Source organism: Leucobacter chromiiresistens, assembly GCF_001477055.1.
Classification (GTDB): domain Bacteria; phylum Actinomycetota; class Actinomycetes; order Actinomycetales; family Microbacteriaceae; genus Leucobacter; species Leucobacter chromiiresistens_A.
The window spans coordinates 91,428-117,080 of the sequence record NZ_LDRK01000010.1; the positions used below are offsets into that span (position 1 = coordinate 91,428).

The following is a 25,653-nucleotide window of genomic DNA, read 5'->3' on the forward strand; positions in this document are numbered from 1 at the left end:
CTGCATTCTCGCAGCGGCCGCCGACAATCGCCGGGGCGACCCGCGCCGCTTCGACGGGGCGTCAGGGGTGCGGTGCGCGACTTCCGGCCCGCGACGCCCGCGCGGGCGGCGTCTCGTACTCCTCGTCCTCGAGCCGTGGCGCCACGTAGCGCCCGAACCGTGTGGTCGTCTTCGCCTTCTCGGATGCTCCGCCTGCACCGCCCCCCATCATGACGCCGCCGGGGCGCAGGCCCCGTCCGGTCGGACCCGCTCCCGACCCGGCGCTCGACGGGCGCCCGGTCCCATTGCCGGCGGCAGCCGAGGCGGTTCCGCGAGGGCCGCCGCCGGCCGCGCCAGGGGCACCCGTGCCGGCTGCGCCCGCAATCGCGGCGAGAGCCCCGCCGACACCGCTCCCGCCCCCGATGCCCGCCGCTCGCGCGGCGGCCGCGAGTCCGGCCGCCGTCCGCGCGGTGCTCCCGGGCCCGCCGCGCAGCGTGGAGCCGTCGAGCGTGCTGTCGACGCTCGGGCCGGAGCCGGGGTGCACCGGCGCGACGCCTGCGGGGCCGGGATCGCCGGGGTGCGCCCGTCCGGGGCCCTCCCCGGGCCGGCCGTGGCGTGGTGCGGGATCTCCGGGCGAGGTCGCATCCGGATCGGTGATCGTGTGCGGGCTTCTCGGAGCAGGCGTCTCGCCCGGGTGCCCCGGCACCGGGGCTCCATCGCTCGGCGGAGGAGTCGCCGCCGTCTGATGTGCGGCGGGCTGCGATGCGAGTGCCGGGCCGCCGCCACTCGAGCCGATGCCGCCGGCGCCGGCGGGCTGCTCGGCGCCCCCGCTGCCACCGCCGCTGCGCGGACCGCCGTCTTCTGCGCCGCCGCTGCCTCCGCCGTCGCGACTCGTGCCCGCGGCATCGACCCGGGCGAACCCGGTCTCGATGCAGGCTTGCACAGATCGACTGTGCGCCTCGATCATCAAGATGATCTCGCGCCTGGCTACCTGAGCAGCCTGCTCGCGCGCGTCCGCGAAGTGCGCGTTGAGCTGCTCCAGCCCCCTCGGACCCGCGGCCACCGCGGAGACGCCGTACGCGGTGAGCACGGCGTGCCGGCCCTGCGAGAACGCGTCCCAGACGGCCAGCGGAAGATCCCCCGAGGGGAGCGCGTCGAGCAGCTCGTTGGCGCGGTGCGGAATATCGGTGTTCGCGGTGGTGAGGAGTCGGGATACGGAGTTCACCCACTCGTTCGCGTTCCCATGGCTCTCGAAGGCGGCGTGCAGGTGCGCGGCCGCCGCGCTCGCCGCCGCACCCGTCCACGCACCGCTGCGGATCTCGGTCTCCAGTCGCCGGATGCGGGCGCCGATCATCGCCAGCGCGCCGGCCATTGGTCTCAGCGCGGGCAGCGCCCACCCGCTGCTCGATGCGATCTCCTCGAGTTGCCGTTCGGCTTCGCTCATGACGCCTCACCCCGCTCCTCCGAGCGCCCTCGCGATCGTGCGCGCCGTGCAGCTGATCTCCAGACGATGACGCCGGCGGCCGCCAGGCCCACGAGCGACACGGCGCCGAGGGCGACCGACGTCCGCAGATGCGACGAAACGGTCGACGGCTCGCGCCCGGTCTGCGCCTCGGCGCCGGCATCGGTCTGAGGTTTCGAGTACGGGGTCTCGATCGGTTCGTCCAACGTCATGATCGGCTCCCCGTCGACGTACACCGCACGGTACTTATCGAGGCCCTCGGGAAACGGGCCGGTCGTCCAGTGGCACCTGGGAAGCCCGTTCGACTCGTCGAAGTGCCCTTCGGTGCCTTCGGCGTCGACGCATCGCGGATCCTCGAGACTCGTCACCCACTGCGGGTTCTCGTCGGGGAAATTTCGCGGGTCGGCCGCGAGCAGTTCGGGCACGTTCAGGTATCCGGCTCCGAGACGGTCCTGCGCCCACTCGATGTCGTGCGCTCCGCCGGTACCCGTCGTGCGCAGCACGGCCTGCATCACCTGGAACGGCGTGGCCTCGGGGTGCTGCTCCAGGGCGAGTGCCACCGCCGCAGCGGTGATGGGCGTCGCGTACGAGGTGCCCGCGATGAGCGTCGGCCCCCACCCGTCGGCGCCGCCCACGCCGAGCAGCTGGTCGCCGGGCGCTGCGACGGCGATGTTGTTGCTCAGCATGCCCGACGACTTGCCGGTCTCCCGGTCCGTCAGCAGCCGGCCATCGGGCTCGATCGCGTTCACCGGGAACAGGCCGTTCGTCCCGATCGGACCGGCCGGTAGCATCAGCTCCCGGAGCGGGTTCAGCACGCCGAACACGATGGGCACCTCCGCGATCATCGACTCGAACGCGACCTGCTCCCAGTTGGCCGACGATCCGCTGAGCACCGACATCGTTATGACATCGGCGCCGTCGCGGATCGCTGCGCGGGCGGCGAGCGCCGTCGGGTCGCCCAGTCCTTGTATATTCTCCTCCACCTCGCCGGCGAACCAGGAGAGGTCGCGGGTGAGATCGATGCCGTCGGCCTCCACGGTCGGATCCTGCAGTGCGCAGTGCTCCGGATCGGCCGCATCGAGGGAGCCGACGCCGTAGAACCAGACCTCGGCATCCGGTGCGACGCCCCGCGCGCCGGGGCCGCCGTCGCCCGCCTGGCCGGTGCCCACCAGCATCGACACGACGTTCGTGCCGTGGGCTGCGTGCGCGGGGTCGTCGCTCACGATCTGCCTCGGCGCCCCCGTCTCCGGGTCTGCGCAGGTGGATCCGCGCACCTGCACGTCGGCGCCCTGCAGCTCCGGCACGTCGGGGTTGATGAACGTGTCGATGACCGCGATCGTCACGCCCTCCCCGGTCGCGCCCTCCGCCTGCACCGCGTCGAGGCCCAGCATGTCGACGTGCCAGAGCCCCTCGGCTCGCTCGTCAGCCCCCACCGTTTGCGCTGCCGCGGGCGTCACCGGCGCCAGGACCAGTGCTGCGGCAGCGGTCACGATCACCGTGGCGCTCCATCGACTGCGCGATCTACTCCGCACCGGGCACCCCCCGGCTCTGGCGCGCGGCCGCTGGCCCTGCGCCATCTGCGCCACCGGTGACGCCCGCGTCATCGACGCCCACCTCGAAGCGCGCCAGTGCCGCGCGCAGCTCGTCGGCGATCGACGCCTCCGTCTCCTGCTGATCGGCGACCGCGGCGGCGACGGTGCGCTCCAGAGCCTGCAGGTCGCGATCCAAGTCCATGATGACGCTATGCATGCGGCCGGCGCCGGCTGCCAAGTCGTTGGCGATGTGCTTCCCCAGTCCATTGCCGGGGCCGGTCACGGCCTGCATCTCGTCGACGCGGGGGTACTGCGTCTCCGTGTTCCGAATGAGTGCCAGCTGATCTGCGAAGCCGCTCTCCATACTGATGCGCTGTTCGCCCATGGGTCGTCCTCGTACCTCTCTCGTGCGTCACTGCATCGAGCGACGGCGTCGGGTGCGCATGCGCACGACGCCGGCATCGATCTGTGCCATCGACGGTAGGTATGGACGCGGCACCGCACCCGGTGCTCACGCGTTTTGCAGTATCAGATGCGGGCGAAAGCAGTATGTCGCCGGCGGGATTGCAGTAGGACTCTTCGGAGATGCAGTGCGCCCTACGCGCCCCGCCTGCGCTCGCACCGTCCGCGACGGGGCGTCAGGCGGCGCGGATGAGTGCGAGGGCCGTGTCGATGGCGGCGACCGCGCTCGCGCCGTCGATCCGGGCGAGGGCCAGCGCCGCGATGACCTGCCCGGTGCAGGCGTCGGCCAGGCGATCCGCATCCCGCTGCTCGAGATGCGGCAGACGGGCCGCGACGCCGCGACCGAGGGCTGCGCGGAGTTCGCTCCGGTAGGCGGCGACCGTCGCGGCGACCGCCGCGTCGTGCCCGATCGGGGAGCCCGCCGTGTTGATGAGGAGGCAGCCGCTGCGGGCGGAGTGCGAGGCGGGATCGGCGAGTGCGGCGCGCAGCCCCTCCAGGTAGGCGACGATCGCGTCGGGGGCGACCTCGTCGTCGTGCAGCAGGCGCACGCGCGGGCGGATCACCGTATCGAGGTACTGCTCGACGGCGGCGTCGAAGAGACCGCGCTTCGATCCGAAGCTGTTGTAGATGCTGGATCGCCGCAGCCCCGTCGCCTGCTCGAGATCGGAGATCGCGGCGCCCTCGTAGCCGACGGACCAGAACACGTCCATCGCGGCGCGCACGACGGCTCTGCGGTCGAAGCCAGCGGTGCGTGCCATGGGAGCGCCTTTCGGGAACGGTCGTTCCAGTATATATTGGAACGACCGTTCCGAATAGCCGAGGCCCCGCCCGGCACCCGAGGGCGCACCATCGCCCAACACCTGGAGGTATCGTGACCGCACCCACCGCACCCATCAGCACCCAGATCCAGCTCGTCTCGCGGCCGAGCGGCTGGCCCACCCACGACGACTTCCGCACCGTGCAGGTCGAGCTCGCCGACCTGCAGCCGGGGGAGGTGCGCGTGCGCAACGAGTTCGTCTCGGTCGACCCCTACATGCGGGGGCGCATGAACGACGCCCGCAGCTACGTCGCGCCCTACGCGCTCGGCGAGCAGATTCAGGGCGGGGCCATCGGCCGCGTCATCGCCTCCGCCTCCGACGACGTTCCCGAGGGCGCGGTCGTGCTCCACCAGCACGGGTGGTCGGACCTCGTGCAGGCCGACGCCGGCACCTTCCGCGTCGTTCCCGAGATCCCCGGCGCGCCGCTCTCGCTGCGCCTCCACATCATGGGCATGACCGGGCTGACCGCCTACGTCGGCCTCACCGCCATCGCGAAGATGCGGGAGGGGGACACCGTCTTCATCTCCGGCGCCGCCGGAGCGGTCGGCACCGCAGCCGGGCAGATCGCGAAGCTCCTCGGAGCGGGCCGGGTGGTCGGCTCCGCGGGATCCGCCGAGAAGGTCGCGCTGCTCACCGAGAAGTACGGCTACGACGCGGCGTTCAACTACAAGGACGGCGACGTGCGCGCCCAGCTCGCCGAGGCGGCCCCCGGCGGTATCGACGTCTTCTTCGACAACGTCGGCGGCGATCACCTCGAAGCCGCACTCGACGCCTTCAACGACGACGGTCGCGCGGCGCTCTGCGGCGCCATCTCCCAGTACAACACGTCCGAGGCCGCCCCCGGGCCCGACAACATGGCGAACATCATCACCCGGGCCCTCACGCTCGAGGGCTTCACCGTCGGCAAGCACCTGCAGCACGCGCCCGAGTTCCAGGAGCGCATGGCGCAGTGGTTCGCCGCGGGAGACATCGCCTACGACGAGACCATCGTCGACGGCATCGAGCACACGGTCGACGCGTTCCTCGACATGATGCGCGGGGCCAACACCGGCAAGATGCTCGTGCGGGTGTAGCCCGCCGGTGTGCGGACGGCGCTCGTCCCCGGCCGCGCACGACGCAGCGCCCGCGCTCTCTCCCGAGACCGCGGGCGCTGCCCATCGGTACAGCAATGTGCCCGCCTCTCCTGTGCGAGCGACGGGCACATTGGTCTTGCAGGCGATCGGACCGCGTCGACGCGGACTCCGATGCCGGGTCTTGCAGGCCGGCGAGATTACTCGGCCGGCGGCATCAGCACGCTGTCGACCAGGTACACGGTCGCGTTGGCAGTCTGCACGCCGCCGCAGATCACGTTCGCGTCGTTGACCATCAGCTCGTCGCCCGAACCGGTCACCTCGAGATCGGCACCCTGCACGGTGGTGTGCATGCCCTCGATGTCGGCCGGCTCGATCTGGCCGGGGACCACGTGGTAGGTCAGGATGCTGGTGAGCAGGTCGCTGTCGGTCTTCAGCGTGTCGATGGTGCCCGCGTCGATCTTGGCGAACGCGTCATCGACCGGCGCGAAGACGGTGAACTCGTCACCGTTCAGCGTGTCGACGAGATCCACATCGGGGTTCAGCTGGCCGCTGACCGCCGAGACGAGCGTCTTCAGCATCGGGTTGTTCGATGCGGCCACCGCGACCGGATCCTGCGACATGCCCTGGATCGATCCGTCGCCGTCCGGCACCGCCTCGGCGTAGGCCGCGCAACCGGGGCCTACGAGGTTCGCGGCCGGATCCATCGCGTCCGACGACTCCGTCGGCTCCTCCATCGGCGTCGACTCCTCGGTCTGCTCCGTCGTCTGATCCTCGGCCGCCTCGTCCGATGCCCCCATCGAGCAGCCGGTGAGCATTGCGGCGCCGACCAGCGTCATTGCGAACGCGGCGCCGAGGGTCTTCTTCTTGGTGAACATGGTTCCTCCTCAGATGAGATCCGCAGTTTTCCGCGGCTTGTGAACGTCTTCGGAGCCCTCCTGGGGTCGGATGGAAAATTCTTCGAAAAGTTTTCGATGCGGCTCCCGCGTGCGGGCTCGGCCGTCTGGCTGCCGGGTGCCCCGCGGGCGCCGGCTGACGGAGAGGCGACAGAATCTCTGCTGAATCCGGCCCCGCGAATGGACCTTCTGTCGCATCTCTCACTGGAGGCGCGAGCGCGCGCACGCGGGCGCGCGCGAGCCCGCGACCCGCGCACCTGCGCACGACGCATGCCGGGCGAGGATCCTCCGCGGTCCCGAAGTGCCGCGAGTGCATCGGGTCGCACGACCCATCCGAACGGCCGTCCGCTCCGAAGCACCTCTCAACAGGAAGGCTTCTCATGGATATCGTGCTTATCGGTCTGCTCGGCGGGCTCATCACCGGCATATCGCCGTGCATTCTGCCGGTGCTCCCGGTCATCTTCCTGACGGCGGGGGCCCGGCCCGCGGCGCCCGGCAAGGCGCCCGAGGTCATCGCGGCGAAGCGCAGCCGCCCGTTCTGGATCATCGCGGGGCTCGTGATCAGCTTCTCCGTGGTGACGCTCCTCGGGTCGCTGCTCCTCGGCCTGCTGAACATTCCGCAGAGCGCGATCCGCTGGGCGGGCGTCGCCGTGCTGCTCATCATCGGCGTCGGCATGCTCTTCCCCGGTTTCGAGCAGCTGCTCGAGAAGCCGTTCCAGCGTCTGCCGCGGCGCAAGGTCGGCGAGGGCGGCAACGGCTTCGGCATGGGCCTCGCCCTCGGAACGGTCTTCGTGCCCTGCGCGGGCCCCGTGCTCGCCGCGATCATCGTGGCAGGCGCGACGGGTCAGATCGGGATCGAGACGGTGCTGCTCACGGTCTCCTTCGCGGTCGGCGTCGCGATCCCGCTGCTCGTGTTCGCCCTCGCCGGGAGCAAGGTCGCGCAGCGCATCCGCGGCTTCCGCAAGCGGGAGCGCGTGCTGCGCATCGTGGGCGGCGTCGCGCTGATCGCGCTCGCCGTCGGCCTCGCGTTCAACGTGCCCCAGGCGCTTCAGCGCCTGCTGCCCGACTACACCTCGGGCATCCAGAAGGATCTCGCCGAGAGCGAGGCCGGGCAGAGCGCGCTGAACCTCGGCGGGCTCGTCACCGACGAGAACCGCGATCTCGACAAGTGCGCGAACGACGCGGAGGAGCTCGCGTCGTGCGGCAAGGCGCCCTCCATCAAGGGCATCGAGGCGTGGCTGAACACGCCGGGCGGCGAGGCGCTCGACCTCGACGATCTCAAGGGGCAGGTCGTGCTCATCGACTTCTGGGCCTACTCCTGCATCAACTGCCAGCGCTCCATCCCGCACGTGGTCGCGTGGGATGAGGCCTACGGCGACCAGGGCCTCCAGGTGATCGGCGTCCACTCGCCCGAGTACGCGTTCGAGAAGGAGCGGGCGAACGTCGAGGCCGGCATCGCGGACTTCGGCATCGAGTACCCGGTCGCCATGGACAACAACCTCTCGACGTGGACGAACTACCGCAACCGGTACTGGCCCGCGCACTACCTCATCGACGCTGAGGGCACGGTGCGTCACATCTCCTTCGGCGAGGGCAACTACGAGACCACGGAGAAGCTCATGCGCGAACTGCTCGAGGAGGCGAACCCCGACGAGCAGCTCCCCGAGGAGACGGACGTCTCCGACGCCACGCCCGAGGTCGGGAGCACCACGCCCGAGACCTTCCTCGGCTCCTCGAAGGATCGCAACTTCGCCGGCCCCGGCGAGTACCGCGCAGGCGAGGGCGAGTACGAGTTCCCGGAGCAGCAGCAGCAGGACACGTTCGCGCTCGACGGCGCATGGACTGTCGAGACGCAGTACGTGACGCCGACGGCCGGAGCGGGCGACGGTTCGAAGATCCGCCTCGACTACCGCGGGCAGGAGGTGCGCACCGTCGTCGCCGGCAGCGGCACCATCGAAGTCGCTGTGGAGGGCGGCGGCACCCGCACCATCGAGATCGACGGGACGCCGCGCTCGTACCGGGTGGTCGAAGCGGACGATCCCGCCGAGGGCGTGCTCGAGATGACCGTGCCGGAGGGCGTGCAGGTCTACTCGTTCACGTTCGGGTAGAGCGGATCCGGGTGCGGAGGAGCGTTCGATGTACGCGACGAGACCACTCGCAGGGATGCGACGAAGCGACTCGCAGGATGCGACGAAGGCGGAGTGGAGGTGAATGAGGCATGCTAAGTGTGATGGTCATTGACGGGGTGGAGATACCGGAGGACGGCGCGAGCGTCGATCCGGCGGACAGGGCGCTCGCACGCGCCGCGGTGGGAGACCAGCGCGCCTTCGCAGAGCTGTACGATCTGCTCTCGGCTCGCGTGTTCGGCCTGATCCTCAGGGTGCTGGTCGATCGGTCGCAGAGCGAGGAGGTGCTGCAGGAGGTCTTCCTCGAAGCGTGGCAGACCGCCGACTCGTTCGACCCGGATCGCGGCCGGGCCCGCACATGGCTCCTCACGATCGCCCACCGCCGAGCCGTCGACCGGGTGCGCGCCTCGCAGGCGTCGCGCCGCCGGGACCTCGCCGTCGGCACCCGCGACCTCGTCGCTCCGCAGCCGGGGGTCGACGACGAGGTGGAGCTGATGATCGACGGCACCCGCGCCGTGCGGGGCCTCGGCGAACTGCCCGAGCCGCAGCGGCGCGCGATCGTGCTCGCCTATTTCGGCGGGTACAGCCAGAGCGAGATCGCAGTGCTCCTCGGAGCCCCGCTCGGCACCATCAAATCGAGAATTCGAGACGGCTTGACCCGTCTCAGGAAAGAAATGGAGGCGACGCGATGAACGAGCAACAGTTCCGCGAGCTCTCCGCGGCCCGCGCCCTGCACGCGCTCTCCCCGGAGGAGGAGCAGGCGTTCTCGGAAGCGCTGACGGCTCACCCCGAGTGGCTCTCGGTCGTCGATGAGGATCGCGAGACCGTCGCAGCACTGGCGACGTCGATCGGCGAGGTCGCGCCGCCCCGCGCGGCGCGCGCCGCGATCCTCGACCTGATCTCGCGCTCGCCGCAGTTCGAGGCGGACGCGGGCGGCGCGGCGCGCCCCGGCGGGCCGGTCTCCGGCTCGGCCGCGAGCGGCGCCTCCGATGCGGCTGCCGGATCCGGTGCCGCGGATGCCGCGGATGGCGCGGATGCTGCGGACGGCGCCGGCGGCGCTGCGGGGGATTCGCGCCCCGCCCGGCCGTCAGACCTGGTGCCCGAGCTGATCGAGGAGCCCGAGGATCCCGAGCTCGCGTTCACGCGGGCTCGCCGCAAGAAGGCCTGGTTCGGGCTGGCCGCGTCGGTCGCGGTGCTGCTCGCGATCGCGCTGGCGCTGCCGCTGCAGGGCGGCATGGGGCCGCAGGATCCGGTGTCGGTCGCGATGCAGCAGGTCGAGGCCGCTCCCGACGCGCAGTCGGCGACGGTGAGCGTCGGGTCGGCGGAGGCCACGCTCCACTGGTCGGACTCGACGCGGCAGGCCGTGTTCATGACCGAGGGCATGGATCCGGCGCCCGAGAACCACGATTACGAGCTGTGGATCGTGCGCGGCGACGAGCCCATCTCGCTCGGCGTGATGCACGCCGACGCGAACGGCGGCGCCGCGGTGCTCGCCGAGGGCTTCACGCCCGGCGATGCGCTCGCCGTGACGGTCGAGGATCGCGGCGGGTCGCCCACGGGCGCCCCGACCACCGACCCGATCGTCGTCGTCGCCTCCGCGTAGCACTCGGAGAGCACCCGTCGAGAGCGCGTTTCGGGCTCCCGCTTCGCACGAGTGGAGCCAGAAACGCGCTCTCGGCGCAGAAGGCCCCGGGATCCCGCGGGATCCCGGGGCCTTCGCGCTCGTCAGAGGGCGTGCGCCGTATCCTCCACCTCGCCCACGAGCTCCTCGACGATGTCCTCCAGGAACAGCACGCCCGTGAACCCGCCGTCCGCCGAGCGCACGCGGGCGATGTGCGCACCGCGTTCGCGCAGCAGCTCGAGCGCCTCCTCGACCTCGGCGTCCGAGGTCACGGTCGGGAGTTCGCGCGCACGATCCGCGGGAATGGGCGCGTCGATCTCGCTCGGCGTCGAGAGCTCGAGGATGTCCTTGAGGTGCAGGTAGCGCTCCGGAGTGCCGTCGGCCGAGTGGAGCACGTAGCGGGAGTAGCCGTGCTCCGACACCGCCTGCTGCACCTGGCGCGGGGTGGCGTCGAGCGGCAGCCGCACGAGGGAGTCGAGCGGCACCTCCACATCGGAGACGTGCTTCTCCGTGAACTCGAAGGCGGCCGAGATCGTGCCGCTCGTGTCCTCGAGCGTTCCCTCGCGCGTCGACTGCTCCACGATGCTCGCGACCTGGTCGATGGTGAACGCCGTGTTCGCCTCGTCCCTCGGCTGCACGCCGCAGAGGCGCAGGAAGCCGTTGGCCACCCAGTTGAGCGAGCGGATCAGGGGCCCCACGACCTTCGACACGAAGACGAGGGGCGGCGCGAGCAGGAGTGCTGCGCGATCCGGCACCGAGAACGCGAGGTTCTTCGGCACCATCTCGCCGAACACGACGTGCAGGAACGTGACCAGCACGAGGGCGACGATGAACGCCGTGACGGAGACCGCTTCGGCGGTGAGTCCCGTCCAGGCGAGCAGCGGGATCTCGAGGAGATGGTGGATCGCGGGTTCGGAGACGTTCAGGATGACGAGCGAGCAGACGGTGATGCCGAGCTGACTCGTCGCCAGCATGAGCGTCGCGTGCTCCATCGCCCAGAGCGTGGTCTTGGCGGCCTTGCTGCCGGCCGCTGCACGGGGCTCGATCTGCGAGCGGCGCGCCGAGATGACGGCGAACTCGGCGCCCACGAAGAAGGCGTTCACCACCAGCAGCACGACGAGCCAGATGAGGCCGGGAAGGTACTCGTTCATCGGTCGACTCCCTCGCGTCGGCTCTGCGTCTCAGGGTGCGCGCTCGGCGCGGTCGGCGCGGGTGCGCGATCCTCACGGGGGACCTGCTGGCCTCGCTCGAACGCGTCGATCACCTTGTTGCGGGTGTCGAAGGCGGGATCGTTCTCGCGGTCGGAGGTGAGGTACCGGAGGCGGGTGATGCGCGATCCGTCGAACTCCTCGACGCGCAGAGTGCCGTGGCTCAGCGGAAGCTCCTCGCCGAGATCGGGGATGCGCTCCAGGGTGTCGAGCACGTACCCGGCGATCGTCTCGTACTCCTCGCTCTCGGGGACGCGGATCGCGAGGCGGTCCCAGAGCTCGTCGGGGCGCAGCGAGGCGGGGAAGAGGATCTCGTCTCCGCTCACCACCACGTCTTCGAGGAGGGCGTCGTGCTCGTCGCGCACCTCCCCGAGCAGCTCCTCGACGAGGTCCTCCAGTGTGACGACGCCCGCGGTGCCGCCGTGCTCGTCGACCACGACGGCCATCTGGTAGCTGCGCTGCCGCAGCACCTCGAGCAGCGATTCGACCCCGGCGGCCTCGGGCACGCGCACGGGCTCCGACATGATCTCGGAGACGGACGTGTACTCGCGGCGCTCGAAGTCGACTCCGTAGGCGGACTTCACGTGGACGATGCCCACGATGTCGTCGACGCTCTCGTCGAAGATCGGGTAGCGGGAGTGGCCGGTCTCGACACTTCGCGCCACGACCTCGGCCGCCGTCGCGGTGCGGGGCAGCATCTCGGCGACGACGCGCGGCGTCATCACATCCTCCGCGGTGCGCGACGAGAAGGAGAGCGTTCGGTGCAGCATGGTCGCCTCGTCGTGGTCGAGGGATCCCTCGAGCGCCGAGCGGCGCACGAGGAAGCTGAGCTCCTCAGCGGTGCGCGCCCCCGACAGCTCCTCCTTCGGTTCGACGCCCATCGACCGGATCAGCCGGTTGGCGGTGCCGTTCAGCAGTGCGACGACCGGGCGGAAGACGAACGTGAACGCGATCTGCAGCGGGATGACGACCTTCGAGGTCGCGAGCGGAACGGCGAGCGCGAAGTTCTTCGGGATCAGTTCGCCGAAGATCATCGAGAACAGTGTGGCGAGCACGATCGCGACGACCGCTCCGACGCCGACGACGCCCGCCTCGGGTACCCCGGCGCTCATGAGCGGCCCGCGCAGCAGCGAGCTGATCGCGGGCTCGAACGTGTAGCCGGCGAGCAGCGTCGTCAGCGTGATGCCGAGCTGCGCCGCCGAGAGGTGCGTCGACGTGATCTTCAGCGCCGAGATGGTCGGGCTCAGGCGCCGCTCGCCGCGGGTGCGCCGCTGCTCGAGCTCGGGCCGGTCCAGGTTCACGAGTGCGAACTCAGACGCCACGAAGACGCCCGTGCCGAGCGTCAAGAGGACCCCCGCGAGGAGGCCCCAGATTTCCCCTGTCATCGCTCACCCCCCGCGCGTTCCGGGCGGGTGAGCTTCGTACTATGACCGGGTCTGTCGTCCATGGGACAAGAAAGTAGCGGTGCCAGCCGTGAAAGTGCCGAGACTCGGCGGGCTCGCGGCGCACCCGCGATCAGCCTGCTGCGCGCCCGCGATCCGCCCGCTAGCGCGAGTGCGTGGAATGCGAAAGCCCCTGATATCGCGCCCGCCACCCGCCGTACGCTCGGTGCATGTCGGGATATGAAACCACCTTTGATGACCATGACGAAGCCCTGATCGCCGCGCCGAGGGCGCTGCTCATCAACTGCACGCTGAAGCCCTCGCCCCAGCCGTCGAGCGGCGATGTGCTCGGCGGGCAGGTGCTGCGTCAGCTGGAGGAGCACGGCGTGCAGGGGTCCTCCATCCGCGCCGTCGACCACCGGATCCTGCCGGGCGTCGAGAGCGACATGGGCGAGGGCGATGCGTGGCCCGAGATCCGCGAGGCGGTGCTGCAGGCCGACGTGCTCGTCTTCGTGACGCCCACCTGGTTGGGGCAGCACTCGAGCGTCGCCCAGCGGGTGCTCGAGCGGCTCGATGCCGAGATCTCGGCGACCGACGAGACCGGCCGGCCCACGCTCTTCGGCAAGGTCGCGATCCCGGTCGTCGTGGGCAACGAGGACGGGGCGCACCACATCTGCGGCATCCTCGCGCAGGCGCTCGGCGACACGGGCTTCACGATTCCCGCCCAGTCCTCCGTCTACTGGAATGGCCGCGCGATGGAGGGCGTCGACTACCGCGAGCTCTCGGAGACGCCCGAGGCGGTCGCCACGGCGATCCGCACCGCCGCGGCGAACGCGGCGCACCTCGCGGAGCTGCTGCGGAGCGAGCCCTACCCGGCCTGAGCGGCCGCCGTCTCGTCGCGCTCGGCGAGACGGCGCACCCGTGGTGTCACGGATCGAGGCGGTAGGTCTCGTTCAGGTGATGCCGCAGCAGCGACTCGAAGCGGGCGAGCGCTCGTTCGGCGCGAGCGGCCTCGCCGGTTTCGGGCGGCGCTTGCCCGGGCGCTCCCGCTTCGTGCAGCGCATCGAGCATCGCCGCATGCTCGGTGAGGATCTCGTCGCTGCGATCGAACAATCGCCGCCCGTAGCTGAACAGCAGGAAGCGCTGGCGATCCGCCAGTCGGTCGTAGAGCTCGGTGAGCACCGCATTGCGCGCCGCGGTGACGAACGAGCGGTGGAACTCGATGCTGAGCTCGACGAACGCGGGGAGGTCGCGCGCCTCGAGGCGCTCGCGCTGAGCTTCGAGCTGCGGGCGGAGTGCGTCGGCCGTGCGGCGACGCGAAGTGGGCGGGGCCGAGCGCACGGCGCCCGATTCGAGGAGCACCTTCGATCCGGCCAGGTCGGCGACCGCCTGAGCGCTCACTTCGCGTACCAGTGCGCCGCGCTTGGGGAAGATGGTCAGCCAGCCCTCGTCCTGCAGGCGGATCAGCGCGGCCCGCACGGGGGTGCGGCTCATGCCGATGGAGGAGGCGACGGCCGACTCGCTGAGCATGCTGCTGCCCGGATGCACGCCGGAGAGGATGCCGTCCAGGATGGCGCGGTACGCGCGGGAGGCGGCGGACTCGTCGGCGGCAGCGTGCATGGGACCATTCTCCCGTGTCGGGCCGGATCGGGCCGGATCGGGCCGGATGGGGCCGGATGGGGCCGGATCGGGCCGGCAAGGATACATCTTGTATCCTAGATTCGTGTCGCAGCGATCAATCCCCTCTCGAACGTCTCAGCGTCGACTGAAGTCCTGGCTCTTCCTCGCGGCCGCGGTGATCGTGTTCCTCGGCGTCGTGATCTTCGCGCAGGCGTCAATGAACTCGGGCAACGGCTCGTTCGGCTCGGCAGCGAAGCAGGGCGAGGCGGCTGCAGACGGCAGCGGCGCCGACACCGGCGACTCCGCGGCGCGGACCGGCTTCGAGACGCGCGATCCCGCCGACCCCATGGCGATCGGAGACGCCGACGCGCCGGTCGTGCTCGTGGAGTGGACCGATATGCGCTGCCCCTACTGCGCGGTCTTCAACCAGGAGACCCTGCCGACCATCGTGGACGAGTACGTCGAGGCGGGGACGGTGCGCATCGAGGTGCGCGACGTCGCGTTCTTCGGCGAAGCCTCGGAGACGGCCTCCGTCGCCGCCCGGGCCGCCGGCGAGCAGGGCAGGTTCATGGAGTACCTGGATGCCGTCTACGCAGCGGCGCCCGCAGAGGGGCACCCCGATCTCCCCGTGGATCAGCTGATCGGATTCGCCGAGGAGGTCGGCGTGCCCGACATCGCGAAGTTCACGGCGGATCTCGAAGACCCGGCACTGCGCGCCGCCGTGCAGCAGAGCACCGCGACCGCGCAGCAGCTGGGCGTCACCGGCGTTCCGTTCTTCGCGGTCGGCACCGACGCGCTCTCCGGCGCGCAGCCGATCGACGCGTTCCGCAGCTTCCTCGACGCCGCGATCGAAGCGGCGCCGGACTCGGCCGGCTGACCCGTGGAGCTCGGCCTGCTCGGAGCCTTTCTCGGCGGGGTGCTGACGCTGTTGAGCCCCTGCTCGGTGATGCTGCTTCCCGCGTTCTTCTCGTACGCCTTCACCTCGCCCGGTGCGATGCTGGCCCGCACGGGCGTCTTCTACCTCGGGCTGATCACGACGCTCGTGCCGCTCGGGGTGCTGGCCGGCACACTGGGCGCCTTCGTGAACGCCCACCGCGAGGCGTTCGTGCTCGTGGCCTCGGTCGTCATCATCGTGCTCGGAGCGATGCTGCTGCTCGGCATCCCCATGCCCTTCATGCGCGGTCGCGAAGGCGGGGCCGGCACGACCGCGCTCTCCGTCTACGCGCTCGGCACGGTCTACGGTCTCGCCGGGGTCTGCGCCGGGCCGCTGCTCGGCGCGGCGCTCACCATGGCCGCGGTCTCGGGCAACGCCCTGCTCGGCGGCGTGACCCTGCTGGTGTTCGCCGCGGGCATGGCCGTGCCCCTGCTCGTCCTGAGCCTGCTGTGGACGCGCCTGCCGTTCGTGCGCCGCATCGTCAGGCCGCGGGAGGTGCGCGTCGGCAGGTGGCGCAGCACGTGGAGCAGCATCATCGGAGGCACCCTCAGCATCGGCATCGGCGTCTTCATGCTGGCGACCCGCGGCACCACGAGCCTGGGCGGTGCGCTCAGCGCCTCCGATCAGATGCGTCTCGAGGGGTGGGTGCTCGAGCAGTCGCGATCCGTGCCCGACGCCCTCGTCGTCGGCATCGCCCTCGCGGTCGCGGCTAGCGCCCTGTGGTGGTCGCGCCGTCGCGCTCGGCGAGACGACGCACCCGCTGGGCCCGGATCGCCGCGTTCCACCGCTTCGCGCAGAGCGCGGTGACGATGGCGGCGACGACGCCGGGGACGGCGATCGTCATGATCAGGATGAGTGCCTGCGGTTCCATGCTTCGAGCCTAGGCGCGGGTTGGCCCCCCGCGCCTCCCCCCAGAGGATGAGCGTCGCTACAGTGGAACGCGGAAGCGTCGTGCACCACGCCGCTCCTGGCGCGTCGAAGCGCCGCCTATCTGGAGGAAAGATAACCATGTCCAAGTACCGGGTGCAGAATCCTGCCACGGGTGAGGTTCTCGAGACGTTCGAGGCCGCCACCGACGCGCAGATCGAGGAGGCGCTCGCGGGCGCCGACGCCGTATACCGGGAATGGCGGGAGCGGGGCGTGCAGGAGCGCGCCGCTGTCGTCAAGCGAGTCGCCGAGCTGTTTCTGGAGCGGAAGGACGAGCTCGCTCGTCTGATCGCGCTGGAGATGGGCAAGTCGATCGCCGAGTCGATCGACGAGGTCGAATTCGCCGCCCAGATCATCGAGTACTACGCCGTGCACGGTCCGAGCCTGATCACGGATTACGAGATCCCGAGCACCATTCCGGGGAAGGCATACATCGAGCACCGTCCCGTGGGCGCCCTGCTCGGCGTGATGCCGTGGAACTTCCCGTACTACCAGGTGGCCCGCTTCGCGGCGCCGAACCTGGTGCTCGGCAACACGATCCTGCTGAAGCACGCCGATGTCTGCGGGCGCTCGGCGCTGACCATTCAGGAGATCATGGAGGAGGCCGGCGTTCCCGTCGGCGGCTACCAGAACGTCTTCGCGTCGCACGACCAGATCGCCACGATCATCGCCGACCCCCGCGTGCAGGGCGTCTCGCTCACGGGCTCCGAGCGGGCCGGGGCGATCATCGGCGCGCAGGCCGGATCGCACCTGAAGAAGGCCGTGCTCGAACTCGGCGGCATCGACGCGATGGTCGTGCTCGACTCCGACGACGTCGCGGGTGTCGCGAAGCAGGCGTGGGACTTCCGCGTCTACAACGCCGGCCAGGTGTGCAACTCGAACAAGCGCCTCATCGTGATGGACGACATCTACGACGAGTTCGTCGCCGAGCTCGTGCGCCTCGCCGAGGGTCTCGAACCGGGCGACCAGCTGGACCTGCAGGAGGGGCAGTACGTGCCGCTCTCCTCGCGCGGCGCCGCCGAGACCGTCGACGCCCAGGTGCGGAAGGCCGTCTCGGAGGGCGCGAAGCTGCTCGCCGGCGGCGTGCTCTCGGAGGGGCCCGCGGCGTACTACTCGCCCGCCGTGCTCGTCGACGTGCCTCGCGACTCCGAGTCGTACGGCGAGGAGATCTTCGGACCGGTCGCCACGGTGTACCGGGTGTCGAGCGATGCGGAGGCGCTGGAACTCGCGAACGACTGCGCGCTGGGCCTCGGCGGTTCGGTGTTCTCGACCGACGAGGCCCGCGCGGCGCGCGTCGCCTCGCGCCTCGAGACCGGCATGAGCCACGTGAACACGATCGCGGCGGAGTCTGCGGAGATTCCGTTCGGCGGGGTGAAGCGCTCGGGCTTCGGCCGCGAGATGGGGCCGATCGGCATCGGCGAGTTCGCCAACAAGCGGCTCTACTTCGTCGCGAAGTAGGTCGTTCCCTCCGTTTCGAACGGGCCGCAGCACCTCGGTGCTGCGGCCCGTTCGTCGTTGCAGGGCGGGCTGCACCGCGCGGGTGACCGGAGGATGCTCCCTCGGCCCGTTCGCATGCATCGGGTGCACACTGGAGGCATGCGCATCCGCACCGAGTTCGAAGCCGACTGCCCGCCCGAGGCGGCGTGGCGAGCCCTGCACGATCCGAGCGTCGCGACCCAGCTGTACGCCCCGCTCCTCGTCATGCGCCCCGAGACCGCGTTTCCCGAGACCCTCGGCACCGGCACCGAGATGCGCACGCGGCTGCGGGCCCTCGGCGTGCTGCCGGTCGGCTCGCAGCTGATCCGGATCACGGATCTCGCCGCCCCCACCGGGCCGGCCCCGGCAGGCACCGCGCCCGCCGGCACCGCCCCCGCCGCCTGGCCGCGCACCATGCGCGACCACGGCCGGCCGCTCTCGGGCCCGCTCGCCGTGCTCACGGAGTGGCGCCACGAGATGACCGTCTCGCGCTCGCGGGCGTCGCAGCACCGCGCGGTCTGGACCGACGAGCTGCACATCGGGGGTGCACTCGCCCCGCTGTTCCGGCCGGTGCTCGCCCTCATGTGGCGGTGGCGGGGGCGCAAGCTCAAGCGGCTGTCGCGGGACTGGCGGTAGCGGGAGTGGGGGGCGCGGATGCGCAGCGCGCGGCGGCGGCGCAGCGCGGAGGATACGTGCGCATCAGCGGGGTCGACCTCTACGCGGAGACCGCGGGTGCGGGCGAACCGGTCGTGGTGCTGCACGGCGGCTTCTGCTCGCTGGAGTCGCTCGCCCCGATCGCCGAGGCGCTCGCCGCCGAGTACCGGGTGCACGCCTACGAGCGGCCGGGCCACGGGCGTTCGGCCGACATCGCCGGGGAGTACGACTACGACCGCGGCGTCTCCGACGCGCTCGCGTTCCTCGACGCCCACGGTCTCGCCGACGCGCACGTGGTCGGGTACAGCGACGGCGCGATCATCGGGCTGCTCCTCGCGATGCGCCGCCCCGAGCGGGTGCGCTCGCTGACGGCCATCAGCGCGAACCTCGATCCCTTGGCCTACGATCAGGACCCCGAGGTGAACGGGCCGATCCTGCCCCCGCTGCCTCCGCTGCCCCCGCTGCCCCGGGGACCCCGCGTCGATGGGGCGACGGGTGCGGGCGCGGAGGAGGATCGCGTGAGCCCCGAACGCGCAGCCTACGAGCGCCTGTCGCCCGACGGTGCGGCGCACGCCGACGCCGTGTGGGAGAAGTGCGTGCGGCTCTGGACGACCGAGCCGCACATCGACCCCGCCGACCTCGCGGGCGTCGCCGTGCCGACCCTGGTGCTCGCCGGCGATCGCGACACGGTGCGCCCGCTGCACACGCTGCGCATCGCGGCGGCACTGCCGAACGCGCGTCTGGGTCTCGTGCCCGGCACCACGCACGGCCTCGTCGACGAGAAGCCGGAGCTCGTGACGGCGCTGGTGCGCGACTTCCTGGCGGAGGTCGCGCGGCGGTGACCGCCGGGTGCGTCGACGGCGGCGCCAGTGCACCCCGTGCGCGCCGATGCACATGCGAATACCGGGTGCGTCGGCGAGGATGACGTGCACCGGCGGCGGGGCGGCCGCGCGCGATCGCCGGTGGCGGGCACGCCGACCGTGCGCGAGAATCGAGGCGTGGACGGCGAGACGATGCAGCGGCGAGCGGCGCTGCGCGCGGACGAGCTGCCGGGCGCCTCGCTCGAGCACCCGTTCGGCCCCGATTTCGACGTCTTCAAGGTTTGCGGCAAGGTCTTCATGCTGATGTCGGATCTGCGCGGCACCCCGATCGTGACCGTGAAGTCGGCGCCCGCCGACGGGAGCGTGCTGCGGGAGGCCTACCCCGAGATCACGCCGGGCTATCACATGAACAAGCGCCACTGGATCACCATCACGGGAGGCGGCGCACTCGCACCCGGGCTGCTCGACGATCTCGTGACGGAGTCGTACCTGCTCGTCGTCGAGACACTGCCGCGGCGGCTGCGGCCCGTGGACCCCGCGACCTTCGGGCGCCGCGCATAGCGCTGCCCCGCGACTCGGCGGAGTCGCGGGGCAGTCGCCGGGCGGGTGGCCGCGCTCAGCGCGCGGAGCGACGCGCCGCGCGCCCGCCGAGCACGAGCGCGCCGGTCAGCAGGAGCGCGGTGGCGACGCCCGCCCATGGCCCGACGGGGGCGCCCGTCGCGGCGAGCTCGGCCGAGCTCGCCGATGCGGGAGCGGGCGCCGCGGCGGAAGCGGGAGCCGAGTCGCCGCTCCCGGCGGTGCCGTGCGCACCGGTGGCAGCGTCGGAGCCATCCGCGCCCGAGCCGGCAGCTCCCGAACCGGCAGCTCCCGAACCGTCGGCCGCACCATCGGCGCCGCCCACTGCCGTACCATCGGCTGCTCCGTCGGTGCCGTCGGCAGCCCCGTCGGCAGCTCCGTCAACACCACCGTCGGCAGCGCCGCCGTCAGCCCCGCCATCGGCGGCCTCCCCGGCGTCGGCCGGGACCGTCGCCGTCACCGAGAACGGCAGGGGCACCTTCTCGGCGTCCATGGCCGCCCCGGTCGTCAACCACCACGGGCGCAGCTGCGGATCGAGCCACTGCACGAAGTCGGCGGGGTAGGAGTCGGGGTACGTGCGCCCGTCCAGTTCGAGGGCGCGCCCGGCGAACTCGGGCGTCGCGGTCATGGTGAGCCGGTCCCCGTCGCGCGAGACCTCGGCGTTCGAGAACGTCGCGAGGGTCACGCGCCGGTAGCCGTCGCTCGCGAGCGAGCCGGTGACGCGCCATGCGACGTCGAACGACAGCGATCCGGTGCCGTCGGCGGCGATCTGCAGGCGCGGGTTGCCGAGGATCGTGCTGACCTCGGGTGCGAGGCCCGGGTAGTGCTGCACGAAGATGCCGTCGCGCCACACGAGGTCCGCGGCCCCCGTCGCCGGGTCGACCCATCCGGCGCCGTCGGCGAAGGCGAACTCCGCGTTCTCGCGGGTGGTCGCGCCGAGCGGGCGCGGCGACCACGCCAGCATGTAGTCGTTGACCGCCCAGGCGAGCCCGCCGTCGTCGACCGATGTCGCCCCGGCGGGCGCGTCGCCCGGCTCGGGTGCGGCCGGGCCCTCCCAGGGGCTGTTCTCCGCCGGCGGCTCGGGCTCCGCCTCCTGCCCGGGCGTGACGGCGCGCCGCGTCGGCTCCACGATGTCGCCCGACCGCACGAGCTCGCTCAGCCGGTCGGTGTAGGGGTGGGTGACGAAGATGCGCGATCCTCCGGCCCCGACGCCGAGCCCCCAGGTGTCGGCATTGCCCGACCCGGTGCCGCCGGTGACGCCCGCCGCGGTGAAGTCGACGGCCTGCTGCGCCGTCCAGGTGTCGGGGCTGATGACGGAGACCGCGTTCGAGAAGCCGTCGGTGGTGAAGACCTCGTGCGTGGTCGGGTCGACCTCCATCTCGTAGACGTTCTCGCCGACCTCGATCGGCGATCCGACGAAACGGCCGTCGGCGACGCGCAGGCTCACGACCTTGGAGCGGTCCCACGAGTCGGTCAGCGTGGGCGACACCGCGATGTGCAGCTCGCCGAGCTCCTCGTCCATCGCGAGGGCCGCCGCGCGGCCGCCCACCGGCGCCCCGTCGACGACGAGGGCGGAGACGGGGAACGCCAGGGAGTCGACCCAGGTGCTCGTGATGGTGCTGTACCCGGTGATCACCTTCGCGCGGCCCTCGGCGATCCAGATCATGTGATTCGTCGCGTCGTAGACCGCGTCCTTGATGAGCGGGTAGCGCTCCGTGCTGATCGCGACCGGCGCGGAGACCTCGCCCGTGGCGGGGTTCACGCGCGTGAGCGCGCTCGAATCGTAGACGTACAGCAGACCCGTGTCGCGATCCTCGACCATGCCGCTCGGGAGCGCGGGCACGCCGGCGATCTCGCGCACGTCGTGCCCGGCGGAGTCGAGGTCGACGACGCTGATCGTTCCGGTGCGGGAATGGGAGACGTAGAGGCTGCGGCCGTCGGCGCTCAGCACGATGTCGGAGGGTGCGGCCTTCGGCAGGTCGATGACCTCCGCCGAGGGTGCGCCCGTCTGCATGTCGAACCAGGCGATCTGCCCGCGGGGGGTGCCGTCCGCGCTGCTGTCGACGGTGACGTAGACGCGCTGCCGGGCGTCGTCGACGACGGCGGTGCGGCTGACTTCGCCGACGCCGTGCGTGCCGGCGAGGGTGAACTGCGATGCTGCCGCGCGGGCGGGCTGCGGCATGAGCATGAGGGCGAGCCCGCCGAGCAGGAGCGCGGTGAGCGCGACGGCGAGGGCTCGGAGTGGGATGGGGGCGTGGGTTCGCATGCGGCGATCTCTCTGATGGTGACGGGTGGACAGACCACTCATCATACGAAAGTAAGGGTACCCTTCACAACGTCCGACCATCTCTCGGGAGTTTCGCGTCGCGAGGGCGCGGGATCCGCGGCACCCAGCACGCGACCTCGCGCGCATAGGCATCGAACTCCCCGCCGAACCGCGCGCGCAGATCCGCCTCCTCGTGCGGCCTGATCACCCGGTTCCAGAAGAGCGACCCTGCGAGCGCGTACGCGACAACGAGCCACGAGCCCAGCAGGAGCCCCACGCCGACGCCCTGCGCGATGCCCGCCACCGCCATCGGATTGCGCACCCAGCGGTACGGGCCGGCCACCACGAGGCGCCGCGCCGCAGCCGAGGGCAGCGGCGTCCCCTCCCCGCGCGTCGACATGGCGAGCGCAGACCAGATGCCGAGGGCGCTCGCCGCCGTGAAGCAGACGCCGCCGATCGCGCCCCACGCGAGGGGCGCCGGAGGGGAGACCCGCACCCCCCAGCGCGCCTCCAGCATCGCGATGCCGAGCGGCAGCACGCCGAGGAAGACGACCCAGAACACGACCAGCTGCCGGGCCGTGCGCGCGACATTGCGGCGCTCGGGTGCCCGCTCCGCCTCGCGGAAGGCGAACGGGCCGACGAGCAGCCGCTCGGTCGGGAGGCGGCCGCAGCGCAGCAGCACGGCCGCCCCGATGCTGCCGACCGCCGCCGCCAGCATCGCGATCGCGCCCCACCCCGCGAGCCCGGTGAGGGTCGCGTACCCGGTCATGCCGACAGCGACGAGCAGCGTCCAGGGCACCGCGATCCAGGCCGCCCAGCGGCCGCCGAGCGCGACGATCAGCGATGCCGCCACGAAGAGGGGCAGATCGAACGCGGCCACGGTCACGGGGTCGAGGTCGCCCAGTGTGGCCAGCCGCACCGCGGGTGCCGTGAAGACGCCCACCCACCAGAGCGCACCGGCCGCCGCCTGCACCGCGAAGTACGCGCGGGCCGCGGCACCGCTCCGAATGCTCAGACCAGGCCCATCTGGCGGGCGCGCGCGAGCGCCTCCGTGCGGCTCGAGACCTTGAGCTTCTTGTAGATGCTGCGGGTCTGCGTCTTGATCGTGTTCGACGACACGTGCAGGTCGCCCGCGATCTCGTCGATCGATCCGCCCCGGGCCAGTTCGAGCAGCACGAGCGCCTCGCGCTTCGAGAGCTGCTCGAGCACGACGTCGTCGCCGGCGAACGGGCTTCCCGGGGGCATGCGCCAGACGTCCGGCGGCACCAGGGAGCGGATGAGGGCGAGCTCCGCCGCCGGGATCCAGAGGAGCGGCAGCAGGTTGTCGAGGCGATCGAGGGCGAGGAAGGCCTGGGTGGCGAGCGAGGTGGCGCACTCGGTGTCGCCCCGACGCGCCAGTGCGCCCGCGCGGAGCAGCTGCAGCTGGGCGAGCTGCGCGGGGAAGAGCCCCGCATCGGGGGTGCGGGGGTCGCGCGCCTCGGCATCGAGCGCGTCGAGGAGCGCCAGGGCTTCGTCCGGCCGGGAGGCGAGGATCGCGAGACGCGCGCGGGCGAGGCGCGACGAGGCCGCATTCCCGTCGTGGGCGAGCGCGGCGCGCGCGCCGACCAGATCGCCCGTCGCGAGCAGGAACTCCCCGCGCAGCGTGCGCAGCTCCTCCGTCCAGCCCGCGCTGACCGGCAGGTGCTCGCGTTCGGCGAGCGCCGCCTCGAGCTCCTGATGCCCGAGCGCGGCCTGATCGGCGACCAGGCGCGCCTTGCCCCGCGTCCACACGATCGCCGGCCACAGTTCCGAGTCGTCCATGCGCGGAGCGACGGCCGCGAGCGCCGCGAACGCATCGTCGTGCCGTCCGAGGCTCGCCGTGCGCAGCGCGGTCGCGAGATGCCAGCCGATGCTGTGCGTCGTCTCCAGCCATCCCGCCTGGGAGGGATCGACGGCCGCGAGCTCTCGCTTCGACGCCCGCAGGTCGCCCATGCGGGCGTGCGCGAAGGCGAGTATGGCGTGGAGGTGGGCCTGGCGGCCCGGATGCGCGTCGTCGGCGAGCCCCTCGGCGAGGTCGAGCACGCGCTGCGCGCGCCCCGCGAGCAGCTCCGTGAGGATGATCTGCAGGCGGGCGGCGCTCATGCCCGACCGCCAACTCGGGGAGGCGAGCGCGCTCTGCCGCAGGAACTGCTCGCCCACCTCCGCCGCCTCATCGTACGCGCGGCTCACCCGGAGGCCGGCGAAGCGGGCGAGCAGGAGGAGGCTGCCCGCCGCGCCCCTCGCCTCGGCGGCCCGATGCTCGAGCGACGGCATGCCGATCTCGAGCAGTTCGCGCATGCGCGGCGTCGGAACGAGGGCGTCCTCGCTGAGCGCCACAGCGATCATGATCGGAATGGTGCCCTCGCGCAGCTGCCGTTCGGGGGAGATGCTCCCCGCGATCGCGACGAGTTCGCGCGAGCGCTTCAGGCTGATCTCCGTGAAGTTGCGCACGAAGTGCGGGAAGATGGCGCGGTCCATGTTCCCGTCGATGAGCAGTTCGAGGATGTCGATCGGGTCTGCGTGCTCGTACAGGTGGGCGAAGGCGAGACGTCGCACCTCGGCGATGCGCTCGGCGGGGAGCTCGGCGAGCGCCCGCGGGCGGAGCGCTCCCGCGATGAGCGTCTGGAGGCGGAACACCGTGCGCCCGTGCCGCGATGCGAGGCGCCCGTACCCGAGGGTGTCGAAGCGCTCGAAGTCGGCCCATGACGCCGCGCCGCCGAGCTGCTCGGCGAACGCTCCGTCGATCTCGGGCACGAGGGAGGCGATGAGCGCGAGCTCGTGGTCGCGCGGCGACGGGAACTCGGGGACGAAGCCGGCGAGCATGCTCTCGACGCCGCGCTGCACCTCGTCCGCGGACGGGCGGCGGGTGCCGCCGCGCGACAGGTTCGCCATCACCGACAGCGCGAGCCGCACCGCGAGCGGGTGGCCCCGGGTGGTGCGGCGCAGACCGGCGATCTCGGGTTCCGACAGCTGGTAGGGGAGCACGGCCGCTGCCTGCGCGATCTCGTTCGCGGTGAACGCGAGCGCGTCGGCGTGCAGCGCGGTCACGGCGAGACCGGCCGCGGTGACGGGAACCTCGAACCGCGTGCGCGTGCGCGAGGCCGCGAGCAGCTGCAGGTTCGGCGACCGGCGCAGCAGCGACACCAGTTGATCCTGCACCGCGTCGGCGGCGAAGTGCAGGTCGTCGATCACGAGCACCATCGGCTCCGGGTCGCGCATCGAGGCCGACGTGATGCGGGGGAGCGCCTCCTCGGGTGGGATGCGGCCGTGCGCGTAGTCGTGCTCGAGTGCGGCGAACGCCTCGGGCCGTGCTGCGCTCATCGCCTGCATGACGCGCGACCAGAACGTGCGCGGGTCGCCCGCTCCGGCGTCGAGCGCGATCCAGGCGAACGCGCTCGATCGCTGCTGCGACAGCCACTGCGACATGAGGTCGGTCTTTCCCGCGCCCTGCTCCGCGGTGATGACGACGACGCGCCCACCGTGGGCGAGGCGGTGCACGAGGTGGTCGCGCCGTACGTGACCGTGCGTCGCGATCGCGCCGATCTTCTCGGCCACCATCTCCCCCGGCACTGAGATTCCCCACTTCTTCAGCCCGGTTCGTTCCCGCGATCACGGGCTGAGGTGCTTCGCGAATCAAGCGGCTCCTGGTCGAGCCGGTCACAGCTTAACCGGAATGTTACCTCACCCGGCGGGCCCGGGAAGCTGCGGATTGCTGCGGCGATCCGGCCGCGGCGACAGCCGCTGTCTGGACCGGGGGAGAGACTCTGTCACAGATCCGTTACGCGAGCGCAGTAGGCTCGGGGGC

At 71.6% G+C, this 25,653-nt stretch carries 22 protein-coding genes; 11 read left to right on the top strand and 11 right to left on the bottom strand.

From position 1 onward, the window contains the following. Positions 1–61 precede the first annotated feature (61 nt). The 4 genes from NS354_RS02000 to NS354_RS02015 form a co-directional block, all read right to left on the bottom strand. On the bottom strand, positions 62–1,423 hold the full coding sequence (locus NS354_RS02000; RefSeq protein ID WP_153002075.1) for a hypothetical protein: 1,362 nt from the start codon (positions 1,421–1,423) through the stop codon (positions 62–64). Beyond that, complete coding sequence (locus NS354_RS02005; RefSeq protein WP_058592939.1) at positions 1,420–2,937, bottom strand: S8/S53 family peptidase; 1,518 nt, start codon at positions 2,935–2,937, stop codon at positions 1,420–1,422. Before NS354_RS02005 ends, NS354_RS02000 begins: the two co-directional genes overlap by 4 nt. Positions 2,938–2,962: 25 nt before the next feature. Then, positions 2,963–3,358, bottom strand: a complete 396-nt coding sequence (locus tag NS354_RS02010) for a hypothetical protein (RefSeq protein WP_153002076.1) — start codon at positions 3,356–3,358, stop codon at positions 2,963–2,965. Between the two features lie 253 nt (positions 3,359–3,611). Then, a complete protein-coding gene (locus NS354_RS02015) occupies positions 3,612–4,193 on the bottom strand; it encodes a TetR/AcrR family transcriptional regulator (RefSeq protein ID WP_058592941.1) in 582 nt (193 codons plus the stop codon). Positions 4,194–4,306: 113 nt separating this feature from the next. Here NS354_RS02015 and NS354_RS02020 point away from each other — a divergent pair, with 113 nt between their 5' ends. Beyond that, a complete protein-coding gene (locus NS354_RS02020) occupies positions 4,307–5,326 on the top strand; it encodes an NADP-dependent oxidoreductase (RefSeq protein ID WP_058592942.1) in 1,020 nt (339 codons plus the stop codon). Positions 5,327–5,523: 197 nt separating this feature from the next. Here NS354_RS02020 and NS354_RS02025 read toward each other — a convergent pair whose 3' ends face one another. Then, positions 5,524–6,201, bottom strand: coding sequence for a fasciclin domain-containing protein (locus NS354_RS02025; protein WP_010155542.1), 678 nt, complete (start codon positions 6,199–6,201; stop codon positions 5,524–5,526). 398 nt (positions 6,202–6,599) lie between these two features. Between NS354_RS02025 and NS354_RS02030 the strand changes: the two genes are divergently transcribed. From NS354_RS02030 to NS354_RS02040, 3 genes are all read left to right on the top strand, one after another. Then, entirely contained in the window at positions 6,600–8,327 is a 1,728-nt protein-coding gene (locus NS354_RS02030; protein ID WP_058592943.1) for a cytochrome c biogenesis protein DipZ, read from the top strand. 122 nt (positions 8,328–8,449) lie between these two features. Then, a complete protein-coding gene (sigK, locus tag NS354_RS02035; RefSeq protein WP_058592944.1) occupies positions 8,450–9,037 on the top strand; it encodes an ECF RNA polymerase sigma factor SigK in 588 nt (195 codons plus the stop codon). Next, on the top strand, positions 9,034–9,948 hold the full coding sequence (locus tag NS354_RS02040; protein ID WP_058592945.1) for an anti-sigma factor: 915 nt from the start codon (positions 9,034–9,036) through the stop codon (positions 9,946–9,948). Before sigK ends, NS354_RS02040 begins: the two co-directional genes overlap by 4 nt. Before the next feature lie 122 nt (positions 9,949–10,070). Here NS354_RS02040 and NS354_RS02045 read toward each other — a convergent pair whose 3' ends face one another. Next, a complete protein-coding gene (locus NS354_RS02045) occupies positions 10,071–11,117 on the bottom strand; it encodes a hemolysin family protein (protein WP_058592946.1) in 1,047 nt (348 codons plus the stop codon). Then, positions 11,114–12,559 carry a hemolysin family protein gene (locus NS354_RS02050; RefSeq protein ID WP_058592947.1) on the bottom strand — a complete coding sequence of 482 codons (1,446 nt, stop codon included), beginning with the start codon at positions 12,557–12,559 and terminating at the stop codon, positions 11,114–11,116. Before NS354_RS02050 ends, NS354_RS02045 begins: the two co-directional genes overlap by 4 nt. A 227-nt stretch (positions 12,560–12,786) precedes the next feature. On the opposite strand from NS354_RS02050, the gene NS354_RS02055 reads away from it, so the two are divergent. After that, positions 12,787–13,437 (top strand): flavodoxin family protein, encoded by a 651-nt coding sequence (locus NS354_RS02055; RefSeq protein WP_058592948.1) that lies wholly within the window; start codon positions 12,787–12,789, stop codon positions 13,435–13,437. A 46-nt stretch (positions 13,438–13,483) separates the two neighbouring features. Here the strand turns inward: NS354_RS02055 and NS354_RS02060 are convergent, their stop codons facing one another. Then, positions 13,484–14,176 (bottom strand): GntR family transcriptional regulator, encoded by a 693-nt coding sequence (locus NS354_RS02060; protein ID WP_193750683.1) that lies wholly within the window; start codon positions 14,174–14,176, stop codon positions 13,484–13,486. Positions 14,177–14,279: 103 nt separating this feature from the next. Between NS354_RS02060 and NS354_RS02065 the strand changes: the two genes are divergently transcribed. The 6 genes from NS354_RS02065 to NS354_RS02090 all read left to right on the top strand — a co-directional run bounded on the left by NS354_RS02065 (position 14,280) and on the right by NS354_RS02090 (position 19,549). After that, positions 14,280–15,053, top strand: a complete 774-nt coding sequence (locus tag NS354_RS02065; RefSeq protein ID WP_058592949.1) for a DsbA family protein — start codon at positions 14,280–14,282, stop codon at positions 15,051–15,053. A gap of 3 nt (positions 15,054–15,056) precedes the next feature. Next, on the top strand, positions 15,057–15,917 hold the full coding sequence (locus NS354_RS02070) for a cytochrome c biogenesis CcdA family protein (RefSeq protein WP_058592950.1): 861 nt from the start codon (positions 15,057–15,059) through the stop codon (positions 15,915–15,917). A 201-nt stretch (positions 15,918–16,118) separates the two neighbouring features. Beyond that, a complete protein-coding gene (locus NS354_RS02075) occupies positions 16,119–17,495 on the top strand; it encodes an NAD-dependent succinate-semialdehyde dehydrogenase (RefSeq protein ID WP_058592951.1) in 1,377 nt (458 codons plus the stop codon). A 138-nt stretch (positions 17,496–17,633) separates the two neighbouring features. After that, entirely contained in the window at positions 17,634–18,149 is a 516-nt protein-coding gene (locus tag NS354_RS02080) for a hypothetical protein (RefSeq protein ID WP_058592952.1), read from the top strand. A gap of 56 nt (positions 18,150–18,205) precedes the next feature. Then, the gene (locus tag NS354_RS02085) at positions 18,206–19,009 is read left to right on the top strand and encodes an alpha/beta fold hydrolase (protein ID WP_058592972.1); all 804 of its coding nucleotides are present in this window, start codon (positions 18,206–18,208) and stop codon (positions 19,007–19,009) included. 156 nt (positions 19,010–19,165) lie between these two features. Further along, a complete protein-coding gene (locus tag NS354_RS02090; protein ID WP_058592973.1) occupies positions 19,166–19,549 on the top strand; it encodes an MmcQ/YjbR family DNA-binding protein in 384 nt (127 codons plus the stop codon). Between the two features lie 55 nt (positions 19,550–19,604). On the opposite strand, the gene NS354_RS13515 is transcribed toward NS354_RS02090, so the two are convergent. From NS354_RS13515 to NS354_RS13520, 3 genes are all read right to left on the bottom strand, one after another. Continuing rightward, on the bottom strand, positions 19,605–21,830 hold the full coding sequence (locus NS354_RS13515) for a hypothetical protein (RefSeq protein ID WP_193750684.1): 2,226 nt from the start codon (positions 21,828–21,830) through the stop codon (positions 19,605–19,607). A 64-nt stretch (positions 21,831–21,894) separates the two neighbouring features. After that, positions 21,895–22,803: an isoprenylcysteine carboxylmethyltransferase family protein gene (locus NS354_RS02100; RefSeq protein WP_082677852.1), complete on the bottom strand. Its 909-nt coding sequence runs from the start codon at positions 22,801–22,803 to the stop codon at positions 21,895–21,897. A gap of 38 nt (positions 22,804–22,841) precedes the next feature. After that, positions 22,842–25,418, bottom strand: a complete 2,577-nt coding sequence (locus NS354_RS13520; protein WP_058592953.1) for a helix-turn-helix transcriptional regulator — start codon at positions 25,416–25,418, stop codon at positions 22,842–22,844. Positions 25,419–25,653: the final 235 nt, after the last annotated feature.